Below are 16,373 nucleotides of genomic sequence, written 5' to 3'. Positions count from 1 at the left end.
GGACCGCCCGCTCCAGCGCGATCACGTGCCCGCTGTCGCGGACCCTCCGCCCGGCCCCGGGCGGGGCGAGCTCGTGGCGGGCGACCACCGCCCGCCCGGCCGTGACGATGTGCAGGTAGTTCTCGCCGAGCCGGTGCCGGACGGTGACCCGCATCCCCGGCATCCCGGGCGGGACCGAGTAGAAGTTGCCCTCGAAGGAGACCAGCGCCTGCGGGCTGACCGTCCGTTCCGCCTCCAGCTCGGCCGGAAAGGGCAGGGTGGGCGGCGAGAGCAGGGGCTCGGCAGAGGCGAGCTCCGCGACAGTCACCTTCACTCCGTCGACGCTGCGGCGGCGCTCGTCCATCCGGACGGCGAGCTTGTCGACGCCGGTCTGGGCCTGCTCGACGCTGATGCCGTCAGGGACCGTGCGCCACCAGCGTTGCGCGGCAGTGTGGTTGGCCTTTTCGACCACGCCTTTGCGGTTGCCGCGACGGGGCGGGCAGATCGCGACCTGAACGCCGTAGAACTTCGCGACCCCGGCGAACGCGGAGGTGACCTGGCCGCTGGAGGGGTAGCAGACGGTCGCCATCCGGTCGAACCGCCACCGCCGGACGGTCCCCCCGAGCCGGCGCAACACCTGGTCGAGGGCCTGGATCAGGTGCGGGAAGTCCTCCGACTCCGCCAGCACCGCCCGCCACCGGCCCGAATGCGCAAGCGCCCCCACCAGCAGATGGGCGTGGCCATCGACACCCCAGCCCGTCGGCGGCTCGGGCAGCTCGATCCAGTCGAACTGGATCTCCTCGCCCGGCGGGTGCTCGATCACCGCCCGGTCCCGGCCCTTCGATGCGTGGCAGGGCTCGCAGTGCGGCCGGACCTGGTAGCGGCAAAGCGCACCCGTGAAGGTCGAATAGGCGCCCCGGCAGCCGAGTTGGACCAGCTCGTCGAAGAGAGTGGAGGCCCACAAGTGCGGGTCGTCGGCGAGCCGTTGGCGGCAGTAGTCCAGGAACGGTACGAACGCATCCGGGGCCTGGCGGCGCTGCCGCGGCGCACGCTCGCCGTTCAGGTAGGCGCGGATCGTCTTGCGGTCGCGTCCCAGATGGCGGGCGATCGCCGAGATCGTCCAGCCCTGGCGACGCAGCGCGTGCGCGTCGAGGTCTTCCTCCACCGTGAGCACCCAGCTCTCCGACGAGGCCCAACTCGTTGCTCACGCAGGCTTGCCGCACCCAACCCCGGCCATCCCGACACGCCGGACGACACCACCCGAAGGGTGGGGAACTCAGCCCAGCAGGTTTGCCCCACTCCCCAGCAGCACCTGAGGAAGTTCAAATAGCGCCATCAGCAAGTTGATCTGGCTCCACTCACGGTCTGAGGGGCCGTGAAAGGCTCGACAGATGGACTACGCGTTCGATGCTCCTCCCGTTGATCGGGAGCTTCTGGAGTTTGCCGTTGGCCTGGTCGGTCGCGCCGGGCAGATGTCGGCGCAAGGTTTCATCAGTGGTCACTGGCGGAGCCATCTCAAGGAGGACGGCACCGAGGTCACGGAGATCGATGTGGCGGTTGAGGAACAGATCAGGGACGAGCTGAGCCGGCACGTGCCGGACGACGGGATCTTCGGCGAGGAGGGAGGTACGGCCAGCGGGCTATCGGGGCGGCGATGGATCATCGACCCCATCAACGGCACGAAGTACTTCACTCACCGGGTTCCGCTGTTCTCGAACGATCTGGCCTACGAGGACGAATACGGTCCAGCTGTCGGCGTGATCAACATGCCCATGAGTCAGCTGATGATTGTGGCGGGTCGCGGTCTGGGCTGCTGGGTGCTGACCGGTCGGGACCCGGACCTGCGATCTGGCCGCCGTGCGTGGGTCACGGAGCGGACTGGTCTGGGCGGGGCAAGGACGATGATGCACAATCCTGCCGGATGGCCGGAGGAACTCCTTTCCGCTCTCCACCGCCGGGTCTTCCTGGTGCCCTCAACGGGCGTGATCGTAGCCCTGGTGACGGGCCGGGCCGATGCCGGAGTCATTGCCGGTCCGCCGCTGGGTTACGAGGACGTCGCTCCGATGCCGGTCATCGTCACCGAGGCGGGTGGCCTGGTAACCGACCTGGGCGGAGCGTCCGTACTGGAAGGCGACATGTCGGTGCTGGCCACCAACGGTCGGCTGCATGAGGAGTTCTTGCAGTTGGTGAAGGGCTTGCCACGTAACCGCGACGTTCAGGCCCTCACGCATGGTGATTACTGACCTCGGCGCTTCAGGGTGACGATGATGGGAGGTCGTCGATGGGGCCCGTCTGACAACGTCCAGGGCCGCAGGCTTCTACGAGGTAATGGAGGGCGGGATCTAGGACGCACCGTCGCTGGCGGTCTCGCCGCGGCGCGACTCAAGGCGATCGACCGCTTGCTCGCTCCATGCCCGGATGACTGATGCCTGCTCGGGGGTCAGTGAGTCGAGGACGTAGCGGCGGATGTTGCCGCCGTGCACGAGGATGGCGCTCTGGGCGGCGCGGCACCCCTCGGTGGTCAGCCCGATCCCCGCGCGGCGACCATCGATCCCGTACTTGGTGCGCTTGACGAAGCCGCGCTTTTCCATGCGCGTCAGCTGATGTGAGACGCGGCTCTTGTCCCAGTCGAGCGACTCGGAGAGTTCGCCGACACGCATCTCGCGACCAGCAGCCTGCCACAGCGTCACCAGCATGCTGAACTCGGCCTTCGAGACGTCGCATTCGCGCTGCAGATCACGCTCCAGCTCCCTGGCGAGCAGCCGTTGCGCGCGCATCCAGAGGTCCCAGAACTCCCATTCCTGGGGTTCCAGCGGTCGAGTCTCCGTCATGCCGCCGAGGATACCGCGACCAGCAGAGTTGTCACTTCAACTCTTCGCAATCTAGAGTTGACACGTCAACTCTTTCGGAAGGAAGACATGTCACTCCGCATCGCGCTCATCCTCGGAAGCACCCGCCCCGGACGCCGCGGCGACCAGATCGCCGCCTGGGCACTGGAAGCCGCCCGTGCCCACGGCGGAGCCGAGTACGAACTCATCGACCTCGCCGACCACAACCTCGGCAACCTTGATGAGCCCGGCAACCCGAACCTCCAGCAGTACCAGCACGACCACACCCGTACCTGGGGGGCACTCGTCGACAGCTTCGACGGCTACGTGTTCCTCGTTCCCGAGTACAACCACTCCTACCCCGGAGCGCTGAAGAACGCCCTGGACTACGTCTACCGGGAGTGGAACGACAAGGCCGCCGGGATCATCAGCTACGGCGGCTGGGTCTCCGGGGCCCGGGCCGCCGAGGCGCTGCGGCTCGTCCTCGCCGAACTCCAGGTGGCCACGGTCCGGGCACAGCCCACCATCTCGACACACCCCTCGTTCCACACCGGCACCTTCGTCCCCCAGGAGGGCCTCGACACCGCTGTGGGCGGCATGCTCGACCAGGTGATCGCCTGGTCCGGCGCTCTGCGCGGGGTCCGTGAGGCTAGGGCGCGGACAGCCGCGGCTGCATGAGGCCCGATTGTCTGGCCTCGGCGCTTGAGGGTCATGGTGGTGGGAGATCGAGTGTGAGGCTGCTGGCGGTCAGGAAGCCGTCGAGGATGCTGGACCGGTACTGCAGGCGCTTGAGGCGGTTGCGCACGAGGGCTTCGAGTCGGTCGAGCGCAACGCTGGCGAGGTTGACGAGGCTTCGCTTCACGTGCGCCCAGAGGTACTCGACCGGGCTCAACTCCGGTGCGTAAGCAGGCAGGAGGAAGACTGTCAGCCACTCGCGTTCGTCGATCATGTGGGGCATGGCTCGGGAGACGTGGGTGTTCAGCCGGTCCCACACCAGCACGATCGGAGCCTTGACCAGCTGGTGCACGCCGTCGAGCAGGCCGATGTAGTCGCGTTCGGACAGGCTGCGGCGTTCGTCCTTGCGGCCGCCGTGCCGCAGGACCCGGTGGCACAGCCGGGTCCTGGAGCCCGGCCGCATCGCGATCAGCCCGGCGACCGAGACCCGTCCGGAGCCGCGGCCGCCGACCTTCACAACGGGGGTAGTGCCCCGCCGTCCCCACGTGCGCCCTTTGGGCGGCCTGCGGGTGAATCCTGCCTCGTCCTCGAAGCAGACCCAGCCGCCGCAGGCCGCTCGGGCGCTTTTACCTCCGCCCAGGTCACCTCCCTCCATGCAGCAACGGCCTGCTCGTCGCGTTCGGCAGCCCGGCGCGCGGAGACCTGCGGGCTGAAGCCGAGCCGACGTATCAGACGGGTCGCCCCCGAGACGCTGTACGAGACATGGAACTTGCGGCCGATCAGCGTGGCCACCCGCGCTCCGGTCCACACCTGGTCCCAGCCATGGGCGGCCGGCCCCTGGTCGAGGTACCCGGCCAACTTCTCCTGGCTTCTCACGGACAGCCTGCAGCGCTGCCCACCAGCGCCCCGAGAGGCAAGCGCCGCCTCCCCGTCCAACATCCATGCCCGATACCACTGGTAGGCCGACTTTCGGGACTGAAACGTTCCGGGTTCGGTGGAGGCTCGATCCTCTCAAAGAATCGAGCCTCCACCGAACCCGGAACGGTTCACGGGCCAGCGTGCGCTCGGTTCAACGGTGGCGGCGGGCCTGGCAGGAGGCGGGCCGGCCTGGGCTGCGTTCGACCGGGCCGGTGTCGCTGCCCAAACTGAGCGACGCGCTGTTCGCCGTGCTGGAGAAGGAGCTGGACAAGGGCCCGGTGGCGCACGGATGGCAGGATCAGACCTGGACTTTGGCCCGCATCAAGACCCTCATCGGGCGCCGGTTCCACAAGAGTTTCACCCTGTCGGGCATCGCGCAGATGCTGCGCCGCCACGGCTGGAGTCACCAGGTCCCCGCCCGGAGGGCCGTGGAGCGAGACGACTCGGCCGTGGCCGGGTGGGTGAAGGAGACCTGGCCGTCCGCGGAAGCACCGCGGCGGCGCTCGATGCCTACCTCGTCTTCGAAGACGATGCCGGCTTCTCGATGACGCCGCCAACCGTCCGCACCTGGTCCCGCCGCGGCAACACCCCAGTCGTCACGGTCCGTGGACGCTCCCAGCGCCGCATCTCCATCGCGGCCCTGACCTGCTACAAACACGGCGAGCGCTCACGCCTGATCTCCCGGCCGATCATCCACCGGGACCACAAGGACGGCGGGCGGCGCAGCTTCGCCTGGACCGACTACCGCGATCTGCTCGTCGCCGCCCACAACCAGCTCGGCCGCCCCCTCGTGCTCGTGTGGGACAACCTCAACGTGCACCGCGACGCCCGCATGCGCGCCTTCATCGACGCCCACGACTGGATCACCGTCCATTTCCTGCCGCCCTACGCGCCGCAGCTCAACCCGGTCGAAGGTATCTGGTCCCTCCTGCGCCGCCGGTGCCAGGCCAATACCGCCTTCACTGACCCCGTCCACCTGATGCGCAACCTTCGGCAGGGGTTACGAGAGGTCCAATACCGTCCCGACCTCATCGACGGATGCCTGGCGGCCACCGGTCTCACCCTAAGGGCACCAGACCTACGAACTCACTAGCCGCTCCCGTGGTCGTTGTCCGACCGCCACAGCCAGCGAAGGGCATCCGGAAGCAGGACGCCTCCATGGTTGGGGCTGTGGCCTCCGTCGCCCAGGACCAGCCGGAAGTCATAGCCCGCTTCCGCGAGAGCGGCTGCGACGCGCAGGTTGTTGGCGAGCCAGTTCCTCTGGGATTCGTTCCACCGCAGGTCACGGTGGCCTGCTTGCAGAAAGATGCGCAGCGGTTTGCGGGGAACGCTGGGAATCAGGTCGGGGTAGGGATTGCCGTCCGGCATCTGCGCGAAGCTGGACAGGTATCCGATGACCCGTCGAAACTTGTCCGGTCGGAGCCATGCTGCAGTGAAGGCGCAGTTGCCGCCACTGCTGCCACCGCAAATGCCCCACCGTTCGGGTTCCTCGGCGATCGAGTAGCGCGCAGTGATCCGAGGGATGATCTCGGTCAGGAGGAAGGTGACGTACCGGTCGTCGAAGGCGTCGTACTCGTTGTTGCGATTCTTCGGGACCTCGGCATCCGGGAAGACGCCGGGGTCGACGAACACGGCGATCATGACCGGGATATCACCGCTGTGGATGAGATTGTCCAGGACTGTCGCGCCGCGCACCTGCCCGTCCGGGTCCAGGTACCACCATCCGTCTTGGAACACCATCAAAGACGCCGGCTTCGAAGGGTCATACTGCCTGGGCACGTGAACCCAGAACTTCCGGACGGTCCCCGGGTAGATCGCGCTGTCGATCCAGTCGAACGCGATCGTCTCGCCAGTGGGCACGCCCGGTTGTACTACCGAGTCGGGTCCGTAGGCGTAGCGCACGTCCGACTGGTCGATCGGAAGCGGCTGGTAGGGCATCTCGCTACTCACGCGGAGCACCCTAAGGCGGCCGCCATCCTGATCCAATGGGATTAACGCAGAGCCGCCGGAGGGCAGCTGACAGCCCTGGTCCCTATGCGCAGTCAGGTGCTCCAGCAGGTTCAGGACCGGCCCACCGTCATCGACGGTACTCGTTGCCAGCGGGCTCACCCTGACGACACCACGCCTACAAGGTCAGTAGTGCCAGGGAGCCAGGACGGTGAGCGCATCCGATGGAATCCCCAGCAGACCCAATCGGGACAGGAGCGCTACTTCCTGTTCCTGCGTGACCTCGATCCACAGGGCCGTTCCCGAGTCGCTGGCGCTGAAGACCAGCCGACCTTCTCGCCAGCCTTCGGCATGGATTGTGTAAGGAACCAAGTCCGACAGCACTTCGAACTGCCCGTCGTCTTGGACATCAATGTCGATTCCCATCCCAAGGTCGGAGCGCCCGGAGCGACTACCGCGCACGACCTCATCACGAGCCAGCGACAGGGCACGCTCATACGAGTGCAGGACCTCGGGCGGCCAGGCGTCACCGCTGTAGGCATCGACGTGGGCTGCGTCGAGGCTCGAACGCAGCACGTGAAGCGCTTCGCGATGAACACGCACAGCGTGCGCAGGGCGAACTCCACCCACGAGTACGAGCTCGCCGAGCTGGACGCCATCCTGACTGACCACATGCAGGACCCTCCCACAGCCGTTCGGTCGACTCCACAGGTAAGACGCCACAACATGATCATTGACATGACCAAGGCGGGGAGAACGGAAAGCGGCTGCGCAGGCGCACATAGATGATCGGACCATTGCGCGGGGAAAACGTGTGTGGTCTTGGGGTCACATTCCATTGGGTCCGGACCACCCACCGCCAGCGCGGGAGAACAACATGAGCGGTACGGCGGCCATCCATGGCGCCCGACCACCCCCGCCTGCGCGGGGAGAACCGGTGACCGGCGCCTACGAGGCTGAGGCCGCTCTGGACCACCCCCGCCTGCGCGGGGAGAACCCCTTCACCACCTGCGGTTTCCGAGAGGGTTTGCAATCTCTTGACTCGGTCGCCGTTGGCCCATAAGGCCATTTTGGCAGAGGTTGGAGCCGAGTGAATTTTGCGACTGTTTTGGCTCATGTGTTCGCAGATCCCCGGTGTCAAGTGGCCCTGGCGGGCCGTGCGTGACGTTCGGGAGGGGGATTATGGTCAGCGCTCGATGACTTGGCGGCGAGGCCACCGCTGGGCGGGTTCCCGGTGTTGGCTACACGAGGACTGCGGTCTGATCAAGCTGTGGTTGCTTCCCGATCATCGAGCGTCATATGGCTTGGTGATCGGAGACGCGCATGGGCGGTTCGGAGGTCCGGGAAGTAGAAGGAGTAGAAGGTGAGGCGGCCTCGGGGCCGCGAAGCCTGTCTGCGGTCGGTGGGGGACGTCTTTGCGGGCGGTTTCACGTGGGGTGGCATCGCTCGGGCAGGCCGGTTGTCCAGCCGACGTGGCGGGTGGTCGCTGACGACCGTGTCGCTGCTGATGCCGTTGCCGGTGTGTACGGGGGTGAGTCCGAGAGCGTGGGGCCGTCGTCGTCTGGGTTTGAGGTGGTCACGCGAAGCGATTCTGTGATGATCGTGGTGCCGGGGCGGGAGGCTGTTCTGCCGGGGATGGTTCTGGGTGGGCACGGGCAGCTCTTCCACGCCTGCGAAGGAGCGACGGCGAGCGATATGTCGTGTGGTGCATGCGCCTCCACGGGGGAGGGACGAAGGGAAGCAGCGTGGACGGGCCAGGGCGCACGGCCGCGGTCGCGGTCGCGCTTGAGGTTCGGGCTGGTTGAGTTGCCGGATCTCGGCCCCTTCGAGATCGCGTCGTCGTCGTGGGATTTTGCCGAGTCGCTGATCGGACTGGGTGCGGTGTTCGATGACGCAGCGGACGAGGTTCGAGGTGTGCTGCGGCTTGAGACGGTGGGGTTCACTACCCTTTCCGGCATTGCGGTGAGCTATCGGAAGCCCGTCCTCGAGTGGGGCGCGGGAAGGGGCGTTGTCGGGCGCGGCGCGTTGGGGCTTGCCGCATAGCCGGTCGGCGCCGGCCGGGTGCCGGCGGGCGCGGGAAAAACCGGTGGCGCGCGCCGGCGGGAGGGGCTAACGTCCGGGGTGTTCGTTGCGGGAGCCGGATGGGCTGCCGTGTCGGCCGTGATGTGTGACCAGGGAGGTGTGGACCGATGGCTGTCTTTGCGATGGGCGTTGCCCGTATTCAGCAGATCGTGTCAGGCATTCCCGTGGTCTCCGGCTGACCTCTTCCTTCTTGCCGCGCGCTGGGCGCGCGGGCCGCCGGGGCCACCCGTGTGAAGGGTTCCCCCTTGTCTTTTTCCTTTCGTGACGCCTCCTCGCACGCGCTCGTGCCCTATGGGTGGGACGACGTGTGGGAGACGGATTTCGCGCCGTACTCCGAAGCGGGCCTGGTGGCCGGGCGGGTGGTGCGGGTGGACCGCGCCATGTGCGACCTGTTCACCGCGGACGGGCCGGTGCGGGCCGACACCGCGCTGGTGACGCCGCCCGACCCGATGCAGGTGGTGTGCACCGGCGACTGGGTCGCGGTCGACCCGGCGGGCGGTGACCCGCGCTTCGTGCGGACGCTGCTGCCGCGGCGCACGGCCTTCGTCCGCTCCACCTCCTCCAAGCGCTCCGAGGGCCAGGTGCTGGCCGCCAACCTCGACCACGTGGTGATCTGCGTGTCGCTGGCGGCAGAACTCGACCTCGGGCGGCTGGAGCGCTTCCTGTCGCTGGCCTGGGAGAGCGGCGGCACACCGCTGGTGGTGCTCACCAAGGCCGACACCCTGGCCGACACCACCCATCTGCTGGCCGACGCCGAGGCCGCGGCGCCCGGTGTGCAGGTGCTGGTGGTCAGCGCCGCGACCGGCGCCGGGCTCGACAGCCTGGCGGCCGTGCTGACCGGTGGCAGCGCGGCGCTGCTCGGCCAGTCGGGCGCGGGCAAGTCCACGCTGACCAACGCCCTGTTGGGCCGTGAGGTGCAGGAAGTGCAGGCCACCAGGGACGCCGACGGCAAGGGCCGGCACACCACAACCACCCGCGACCTGCTGGCACTTCCGGACGGCGGGGTGCTCATCGACACCCCGGGGCTGCGCGGTGTCGGGCTGTGGGACGCCCAGTCCGGGGTCGGCCAGGTCTTCGCCGAGATCGAGCTACTGGCCGCGGACTGCCGCTTCCAGGACTGCTCGCACCAGTCGGAACCGGGCTGCGCGGTGCTCGCAGCGCTCGACGACGGCACGCTGACGCACCGCCGGGTCGACAGCTACCGCAAGCTGCTGCGCGAGAACGCCTGGATCGCCTCGCGCACCGACCAGCGGCTGCGCGCCGAGATGCGGCGCGAGTGGAAGCAGCGGTCGGCGGCGGGCCGTGAGATGTACGAGCGCAAGCGGGGCGGAGGCGGCGGCCACCGTAAGACGGTCTGACCCCCCGGCGTCACCCGGGGATCCCGTGGGCTATCCGGGTGACCTCACCCGGCGCCGCCGTCACGCCCGTGGCGGCGGCGCACCGCGATCGGGCTGCCGGCGCTCCAGAACGAGCCGATGACCCCGGCCACCACCAGTGCGACGATCACGATCCCGAGGATCACGGAGTAGGCCATGGCAGTCCTCCTCGTTTCCCGGCGCGGTCTTCACCGCACTCTCACGTTCGCTGCCTGACCGTGACCTTCCCGTTGCCTGCCGTTCCCAACCCACAGGGTTCCGACGCGGTTTCGCGGTCCTGCGGCCGAACGACCGTACGAGCCGACGGTGATGGCGCCGGGGTGCGCGGCGGGTCAGGCGGAGGCGCGTACCACCAGTTGGGTGGGGGTGACGATCGGGGTGAGCGCGGACACCCCGCCGGGAACCGAGGACGGCTCAAGAGCGCGCAGCAGCAGCCGCGCCATCATCCGGCCCATCTCCTCGATGTCCTGCCGGATCGTGGTCAGCGGCGGGTCGGTCCACTCGGCGACCGAGACGATGTCGTCGAAGCCGATCACCGCGACGTCGTCGGGCACCCGCAGTCCGCGCTGCCGCAGCACCCGCAGCGCGCCGGACGCCATCACGTCGGAGGCGGCGAAGACCGCGTCGAGGTCGGGGGAGCGCTCCAGCAGCTTCTCCATCGCCTGCGCGCCGCCCTCCGGGGTGAAGTCGCCCTCCGCGATCAGCCCCGGGTCGATGTCGGGCAGGATGTCCCGGAAGCCGTCCAGCCGGTCGATCGACGCGGTCTGGTCCAGCGGTCCCGCGATGTGCGCGATACGCCGCCGGCCCAGCTTCTGCAGGTGCCGGACGGCGTCGCGGGCGCCGCCGCGGTTGTCGCAGTCCACGTAGAGCGTGGTCGGCCCCGCTTCGGCGTCCGACCAGCCGGGCCTACCGCCTATCACCGTCGCCACCCCCGCCTTGCGGGCCATCAGGGGCAGCGAGTCGTCGTCGTGCAGCGAGAAGATCAGGGCGCCGTCCACGTGGCCGCCCGCCAGATAGCGGCCCACCCGCTCGTAGTCGGCGGCGCCCTCGGTGAGCAGCAGCACCAACTGGTTGTCGTGCGCGGTCAGTTCCTTGCTGATGCCGCGCACCTGCTGCGCGAAGAAAGGGTCGGCGAAGAACCGCGTCTCGGGCTCCGCCACCACCACGGCGACCGCTCCGTTGCGTCGGGTGACCAGGGTGCGGGCCGCCTGGTTGGGTACGTAGCCCAGCTCGTCCACGGCCGCGCGCACCCGCTCGACCAGCGGCGCCCGTACGCCCTCGCTGCCGTTGACCACCCTGGAGGCCGTCGCCCGCGAGACGCCGGCCCGCGCCGCGACTTCCTCAAGGGTGGGGCGGGCCGCGAACGTCGGGTCGGACACGGGGAGGGCTCCTTCGCACGCGGATAACGAAAAGTTCCGGGATCGGCACGGACAGCGTAACGGGTCACCCGGCGTTGCGTGAGAGCGCTCTCTTATTTCATAGCGTGAGCTTTGCCCCGCGGGGTGTCCACCGCGGGGGGGTGCAGAGGTTCGCTTCAGCCGTCCAGGCCCCAGCTGATGATGGAGTACGGGGTGATCCGGATCAGCTCGGGGCTGAGGTGCTCGCCGTAGTCGTGCGGGCCGACGATCTGCTCCGCGGTACCGCGGATCTCGACCCCGCGGACCACCCACGGGTCGCTGCCGGGCCGGTCGTCCACGACCAGCGAGACGTAGCGGTTCGCCGCGACGTTCCGCCACTTCTTCGTGGTGGCCATCGCCCAGCCGCCGATGTCGATCGTGCTGTCGGGGCGCAGCAGGTAGCCGACCGGGTTGGCCTGCGGCCGGCCCTTCGCGTCCACCGTCGCCAGCCGGCCGAGGTTCTGCTCGTGGAGGTACGCCAGTTCTGCGGCGTTCAGTTCGGTCCGTGCGGATTTCGTCGTCATGTACCAACCCTGGCACGCCCGCGGCACGCAGGCATCGGACCTGCGGCCCAGGCGAGTCCTAGGCCGCAGGTCCGAGCGGGTGGCGGGCTCAGCCCGCTGCGCCGGTCAGGGGGTGTTGTTGGCCAGGGCCAGCAGGCGGGAGCTGTCGCCGCTGAAGCGGTCGCGGTCGACGGCGCCCGAGATGCCGCTCACCGATCCGGAGTCGGTGTACTGCCAGAACGTCCAGTACGGGAAGCCGCTCGGGATGGTGGGGCTGGCCGCGGACGTCCAGTGCGCCACGTTCAGCGGGCTCCTGGCGGACATGCCGCCCCAGCCGCCGGTGCACGAGTTCCACCAGCTCGCGCTCGTGTAGATGACGACGTCACGGCCCGTGTTGGCCTTGTAGGTGTTGTAGAAGTCCAGGACCCACGACTGCATCGACGCGGCGGACTTGCCGTAGCAGCCGCCTTCGAGGTCCAGCATGCCGGGCAGCGTGAGGTTGTCCGCCGACCAGGCGCCTCCGTGGCTCGCGAAGTAGGTGGCCTGTGCGGCACCCGTGGACAGGTCGGGCCGCGCGAAGTGGTAGGCGCCCCTGATCACCTTGGCGTTGTAGGCGTTGAGGTAGTTCGCGTTGAAGGTCGGGTCCTTGTACGTGGTGCTCTCGGTGGCCTTGATGTACGCGAACGAGATGCCGGCCGACTTCACCGACGTCCAGTTGATCGTGCCCTGGTAGTGCGACACGTCGATGCCCACCGGGTTGGCCGCGTTCGGTGTCACCGCGCCGGGGGCGCCCAGGGTGAGCTGCCGGGTGTCGGGCGCGAAGGCCTTGCTGTCCTGGGTGTAGCCGACGCCCATGTAACCGCCGCCGAGCGGGATGTTGTTGCCGGACGGCAGGGCGCTGGCGCCGGCCGTGCCCGCCGACATCGTCGCGGCGAGCGCCATGGTCGCGCCGAGGACTCCGGCCGCCATCAGTTTCCGCTGCGCAGCCGAGGTGTTGAGGATTCGGGAGAACAAGGCATTCCTCCTGGCACGTTGGGGTGGTGCGGGGTGGGGGTGCGCGCGCTGCACGGGGCTGTCCGACCGGTGGGTCTACTCGCGTAGCTTGCGAGCGGTCGGCGACCGCCACCGCTTCGGCGGGGTGGCGGGGTGCTGAGGGGCAGGTCCTGCGGGTGGTGCGGGGTGGGGGTGTGCGGCGTCGCGCGGTGGTGCCGTGCTGTGCGGTGCTGGGCGGTTCCGTGCGGTGCCGTGCAGTGCACGATCGTGCTGGGCGGTGCGGTGCGCGCGGGGTGATTGATGTGAACGCGTCATGAGTGACGCATGAACTTCCCCTCGGCGTAAAGGGGGTGGGGGTGAATCGCAGCGGTCTAGACCACGGTGGGGCGCGTGGAGCTGGGGCGACGGAGTGAGGGCCGCGGAAGTTTCAGCGGGGTGAAAGCCGTGCGCCCCGCGGTTCGGGTCGCGCCGGTCGGTTCTGGCTGCGCCAGGCGGGTCGGGTCGCGGGTCCGCTCCTGAGTCCGCCCTGGGTCCGCGCGTTCGTTCCGGGTGCCCGCGGCTCAGGCCGCGACCGTCGCGATCAGCCAGGTGCCGGCCACCAGGAGGCACGCGAGGAGTTCGACCAGGACCGAGCAGCCGACCGTGCGCATCGCCCGCCTGGTCGCCGTCCAGGCGGTACGGTGGCCGCCGCCGAGGCGGACGCGTTCGGTGACGTAGATGCTGCCGACGAAGCCGAGGACGGCGCCCAGCACCGGGATGAGGACGAAGCCGACGATGGCGACGGCGGTCGCGTCGACCATCGTGCGCCAGGTGACGCCCGAGTCGCGGATGCGGCGGGTGGGCAGCCGCCAGACCACCACCTGCGCGACCGCGAGCAGGCCGGTCGCGCCGGCCAGCACGCCCCAGGTCAGGCTGGTGTGCTCGGACGTCGCCCACCACAGCACGGCGGCCCAGCACAGCAGCGTCCCCGGTACGCCGGGAACCGCCACGCCGACGAGGCCGAGCAGCATCACCGCGCCGATCAGGCACGCCTGTGCGGTCCCCATGGGTCCCACCCTGCCGGATTCCCGCGGCCTCCGCCCGCTCGGGGGGTGATGTTGCCGGTGTGACGGGTGCCGTGCGGGGGGCGGCGCGGCGTTTCCACGTTTCCCGGCGGCCCGGGCGGTGGACAATAAGGGCATGAGCCAGCAGGGGGAGTCGCGCCAGGGTCAAGAGGACGACTGGTGGCGGCAGTTGTACGACGACGAGGCCGCCGCGGGTCCGCGGGCCGCCGGGTCGGATTCGGTCGACGCGCACTTCGACTCGGCGCTGACGGCCATGACCCCGCCGCCTCCGGCGCCGTCCGCCGCGGACACGCTGCGGCTCCGCCGCCCGACCGCCCCGGTCCCGCCCCCCTCCTGGCCCCGCCCGACCCGGACCCCGCCGCCCCCGCGCACGGGCGACGCCCCCGCCCCCGCGCCGGAACCCTCACCCGGGTGGGTGACGGGCACTGACGCGCCGGATGCCGAGCCGGCGCCCGCGGAGGCGGCCGGGCCTGACGCCCCGCAGACCGACCTGGCCCCGCCGGAACCGGCTCGGTCCCCCGGGATTCCGCGGGACGCGGACCTGCCGCCCGTGCCGGAGGCCGAGGCCGAGGTCGGGGTCGGGGTCCCGTGGGAGGAAGCCGCGCCGCCCGGGCCGTACGGGGACGGGATTCCGCCGGAGGCCGAGGCCGAGGTCCGGGTCTCGCGGGACGACGACCGGTCACCCGGGCGGGATCCGGAGGCCGGCCGGACACCGCCGGCGGCGTCGGAGACGGATACGGCCGGCGACCGGGGCAGCCGGGACGCGGACGGGAGCCCGGGCCGGTCGGAGTCGCTGCCGTGGGACGCGTGGTCGGCGCGGCCGATGTTCCCGGCCCCCGCGGAGGACGACGCCCCGGACGAGGAGCCGGTACGCCCCTGGGACGCATGGTCCGCGCAGCCCACCTTCCCCGAGGGCCGGGCCGAGCCGGCCGACGAGCGTGACGACGTACCGGCGCCGCCGAGCCCCTGGGGCGACGCACCGCCCCCGCCCGCGGAACCCTGGGCGCCGGTCGCGCCGCCGAGCGCAGAACAGCGCCCGCCGGGGTGGCCCGTCCCGAGGTTCACCGACCGGCGCGACGTACGCGCCGTTTCCGAGGACGTCGGCGTGACCCTGCGCCCCGCCGAACCGTGGGCATCGCCCCCACCCCTGTCCCCCAGCCCGGCGCCGGACGGCGCCGACGCCCGGCCTGCCCCGGACGACCCGTCCGACCCGCCCGCCGACGCCCTGGCGGATCCCGCCTCGTCGCCCGTGAGCGGCCCGGACGGCTTGCTCGGCCCGCAGCCCGGCTCGTACGGCTCGTACGGCTCGTCCAACCCGAGCACCGCGCCGCCCGCGCGACCGGTGGCGGACGGCCCGACCGCCCCGCCGGCGGGCGGTTTCGGCGCCCCGCCTGTTCCGGAGCCCGGGGCTCCCGCCTCGTCGCCCTCCGATGCGCCGGACCGCCTGCCGGTTCCGCGGCCCGGGGCATACGGCTCGCCCGCCGCGCCGGACCGCTCGCCCACTCCCGGCCTGCCGCCCGCCGCCGACGGCCCGACCGCCACGCCCGCGCCGCCGTCCGCGGCAGGGGACCCGCCCATCCCCGGCCGGGAGGCCGAAGCGGCGCCCCCGGACCCGCGGAGTGCCGGCCTCGCGGGCCACGTGGGCGCCGTCGCCGCGCCCGGGCGCGGCGAAGGGTGGGGGGAGACCGCGTTCGGGGAAGGCGGGGTGCGGTGGGCGCCGGAGTTGCCGCCGGGGTGGGTGGCCGCGGCGGGGGAGGAGGAGCCCGAGGCGGAGGTCGTGGGCGGCGGGCCGCCGACGTACGCGGCGGAGCCGACCGCGTGGCCAGAGGCCGACCCCGACCGGCTCGACGGGCTGGTCGCCGACACCGTGCTCGACGGGGCGCAGTACGGCGTCCTCACCCTCCGTACGGTCAGCGTGCGCGGCGACTCCGCGCGCTACCGCGGCCAGCCGCGCAGGGACGCGCTGCTCACCGCCCGCTTCGGCACCGGCGACGACGCGCTGCTGCTGGTCGCGATGGCCAGCGGGGCACGGGCCGCGGACGACGCGCACCGGGCGGCGCAGGACGCGGTGCGGTGGATCGCCGGGGCGGTCGGCCGCAGCAGGGAGCGGCTCGCCCAGGACATGCGGGCGGCCCGGCGCGGCTCGCTGAAGTCGGGGCTGCACCGGCTGACCGACCGCTGCTACGGGCGGCTGCGTGCCCGCGGCGAGGACCTCGGCCTGGACGAGGGCACGTACACGGCGTCGCTGCGCTGCCTGCTGCTGCCCGCGGACCCGGCGTGCCCGGTCCGGCTGTTCTTCGGCGTCGGCGACGGCGGCCTGTTCCGCATCAGGTCCGGGTCCTGGCAGGACCTCGACCTGGCACCTGACGAGACCGCCGCCCCGTTCCGCTTCCGCGCGACCGTCGCCCAGCCGGGTGACGCCCTGGTGATGTGCAGCGCGGGGCTGGCCGAGCCGCTGCGCGGGGAGCCCGCGCTGGGCGCCCATCTGGCCGAGCGCTGGGGCGGCGGCCGGGCGCCGGGCCTGGCGGCGTATCTCGCCGACACGCAGACCCGGGTGAAGGGGTACGCCGACGACCGCACGGCGGTGACCGTCTGGGACGCCTGACAGGCC

Annotated in this window: 13 protein-coding genes and 3 pseudogenes; 6 read left to right on the top strand and 10 right to left on the bottom strand. The window is 70.7% G+C overall.

Going from position 1 to position 16,373, the window contains the following annotated elements:
- Window positions 1-124: 124 nt before the first annotated feature.
- Window positions 125-343, bottom strand: a pseudogene (locus NFU81_RS41370) (Mu transposase domain-containing protein); the annotation flags it as partial.
- A gap of 1,027 nt (window positions 344-1,370) precedes the next feature.
- On the opposite strand from NFU81_RS41370, the gene NFU81_RS28080 reads away from it, so the two are divergent.
- Entirely contained in the window at window positions 1,371-2,222 is an 852-nt protein-coding gene (locus NFU81_RS28080; protein WP_251495614.1) for an inositol monophosphatase family protein, read from the top strand.
- A 99-nt stretch (window positions 2,223-2,321) separates the two neighbouring features.
- Here the strand turns inward: NFU81_RS28080 and NFU81_RS28075 are convergent, their stop codons facing one another.
- Window positions 2,322-2,810, bottom strand: a complete 489-nt coding sequence (locus NFU81_RS28075) for a MarR family winged helix-turn-helix transcriptional regulator (protein WP_251495612.1) — start codon at window positions 2,808-2,810, stop codon at window positions 2,322-2,324.
- 87 nt (window positions 2,811-2,897) lie between these two features.
- Here NFU81_RS28075 and NFU81_RS28070 point away from each other — a divergent pair, with 87 nt between their 5' ends.
- Entirely contained in the window at window positions 2,898-3,485 is a 588-nt protein-coding gene (locus NFU81_RS28070; RefSeq protein ID WP_251495610.1) for an NADPH-dependent FMN reductase, read from the top strand.
- Between the two features lie 31 nt (window positions 3,486-3,516).
- Here the strand turns inward: NFU81_RS28070 and NFU81_RS28065 are convergent.
- Window positions 3,517-4,457, bottom strand: a pseudogene (locus tag NFU81_RS28065) (IS630 family transposase); the annotation flags it as partial.
- Window positions 4,458-4,531: 74 nt separating this feature from the next.
- Here NFU81_RS28065 and NFU81_RS41365 point away from each other — a divergent pair.
- Window positions 4,532-5,493, top strand: a pseudogene (locus NFU81_RS41365) (IS630 family transposase); the annotation flags it as partial.
- Here NFU81_RS41365 and NFU81_RS28045 read toward each other — a convergent pair.
- Window positions 5,490-6,350: an alpha/beta hydrolase gene (locus tag NFU81_RS28045; protein ID WP_251495604.1), complete on the bottom strand. Its 861-nt coding sequence runs from the start codon at window positions 6,348-6,350 to the stop codon at window positions 5,490-5,492. The pseudogene NFU81_RS41365 and the gene NFU81_RS28045 sit on opposite strands and share 4 nt — an antisense overlap.
- 183 nt (window positions 6,351-6,533) lie before the next feature.
- Entirely contained in the window at window positions 6,534-7,019 is a 486-nt protein-coding gene (locus tag NFU81_RS28040; protein WP_251495602.1) for a hypothetical protein, read from the bottom strand.
- A 651-nt stretch (window positions 7,020-7,670) separates the two neighbouring features.
- Here NFU81_RS28040 and NFU81_RS28035 point away from each other — a divergent pair.
- Window positions 7,671-8,390, top strand: a complete 720-nt coding sequence (locus tag NFU81_RS28035; protein WP_340188953.1) for a recombination directionality factor — start codon at window positions 7,671-7,673, stop codon at window positions 8,388-8,390.
- Between the two features lie 284 nt (window positions 8,391-8,674).
- Entirely contained in the window at window positions 8,675-9,787 is a 1,113-nt protein-coding gene (gene rsgA / locus NFU81_RS28030; RefSeq protein WP_251495597.1) for a ribosome small subunit-dependent GTPase A, read from the top strand.
- A gap of 44 nt (window positions 9,788-9,831) precedes the next feature.
- Here the strand turns inward: rsgA and NFU81_RS40855 are convergent, their stop codons facing one another.
- The 5 genes from NFU81_RS40855 to NFU81_RS28010 all read right to left on the bottom strand — a co-directional run bounded on the left by NFU81_RS40855 (window position 9,832) and on the right by NFU81_RS28010 (window position 13,744).
- Window positions 9,832-9,963 (bottom strand): hypothetical protein, encoded by a 132-nt coding sequence (locus tag NFU81_RS40855; protein ID WP_274037667.1) that lies wholly within the window; start codon window positions 9,961-9,963, stop codon window positions 9,832-9,834.
- A 174-nt stretch (window positions 9,964-10,137) separates the two neighbouring features.
- Window positions 10,138-11,184, bottom strand: a complete 1,047-nt coding sequence (locus tag NFU81_RS28025; protein ID WP_251495595.1) for a LacI family DNA-binding transcriptional regulator — start codon at window positions 11,182-11,184, stop codon at window positions 10,138-10,140.
- 155 nt (window positions 11,185-11,339) lie between these two features.
- Window positions 11,340-11,726, bottom strand: coding sequence for a PPOX class F420-dependent oxidoreductase (locus NFU81_RS28020; protein ID WP_251495593.1), 387 nt, complete (start codon window positions 11,724-11,726; stop codon window positions 11,340-11,342).
- 105 nt (window positions 11,727-11,831) lie between these two features.
- Window positions 11,832-12,674, bottom strand: coding sequence for a GH25 family lysozyme (locus tag NFU81_RS28015; protein ID WP_251495646.1), 843 nt, complete (start codon window positions 12,672-12,674; stop codon window positions 11,832-11,834).
- Window positions 12,675-13,258: 584 nt separating this feature from the next.
- Window positions 13,259-13,744 carry a DUF456 domain-containing protein gene (locus NFU81_RS28010; RefSeq protein ID WP_251495585.1) on the bottom strand — a complete coding sequence of 162 codons (486 nt, stop codon included), beginning with the start codon at window positions 13,742-13,744 and terminating at the stop codon, window positions 13,259-13,261.
- A 133-nt stretch (window positions 13,745-13,877) separates the two neighbouring features.
- On the opposite strand from NFU81_RS28010, the gene NFU81_RS28005 reads away from it, so the two are divergent.
- The gene (locus NFU81_RS28005) at window positions 13,878-16,367 is read left to right on the top strand and encodes a protein phosphatase 2C domain-containing protein (protein ID WP_251495583.1); all 2,490 of its coding nucleotides are present in this window, start codon (window positions 13,878-13,880) and stop codon (window positions 16,365-16,367) included.
- The last annotated feature ends 6 nt before the right edge of the window (window positions 16,368-16,373 follow it).

Origin of the sequence: Actinacidiphila cocklensis, from assembly GCF_907177275.1 — a bacterium.
Lineage (GTDB): Bacteria > Actinomycetota > Actinomycetes > Streptomycetales > Streptomycetaceae > Actinacidiphila > Actinacidiphila cocklensis.
This window is presented reverse-complemented; position numbering and strand designations above follow the sequence as displayed.

What these genes read in the sequence shown, in the direction of transcription:
- NFU81_RS40855 (WP_274037667.1), bottom strand. Translation starts at nt 9,963, where the DNA reads ATGGCCTACTCCGTGATCCTCGGGATCGTGATCGTCGCACTGGTGGTG.
- NFU81_RS28035 (WP_340188953.1), top strand. Translation starts at nt 7,671, where the DNA reads ATGGGCGGTTCGGAGGTCCGGGAAGTAGAAGGAGTAGAAGGTGAGGCG.
- NFU81_RS28020 (WP_251495593.1), bottom strand. Translation starts at nt 11,726, where the DNA reads ATGACGACGAAATCCGCACGGACCGAACTGAACGCCGCAGAACTGGCG.
- NFU81_RS28005 (WP_251495583.1), top strand. Translation starts at nt 13,878, where the DNA reads ATGAGCCAGCAGGGGGAGTCGCGCCAGGGTCAAGAGGACGACTGGTGG.
- NFU81_RS28070 (WP_251495610.1), top strand. Translation starts at nt 2,898, where the DNA reads ATGTCACTCCGCATCGCGCTCATCCTCGGAAGCACCCGCCCCGGACGC.
- NFU81_RS28080 (WP_251495614.1), top strand. Translation starts at nt 1,371, where the DNA reads ATGGACTACGCGTTCGATGCTCCTCCCGTTGATCGGGAGCTTCTGGAG.
- NFU81_RS28075 (WP_251495612.1), bottom strand. Translation starts at nt 2,810, where the DNA reads ATGACGGAGACTCGACCGCTGGAACCCCAGGAATGGGAGTTCTGGGAC.
- NFU81_RS28010 (WP_251495585.1), bottom strand. Translation starts at nt 13,744, where the DNA reads ATGGGGACCGCACAGGCGTGCCTGATCGGCGCGGTGATGCTGCTCGGC.
- NFU81_RS28015 (WP_251495646.1), bottom strand. Translation starts at nt 12,674, where the DNA reads ATGGCGGCCGGAGTCCTCGGCGCGACCATGGCGCTCGCCGCGACGATG.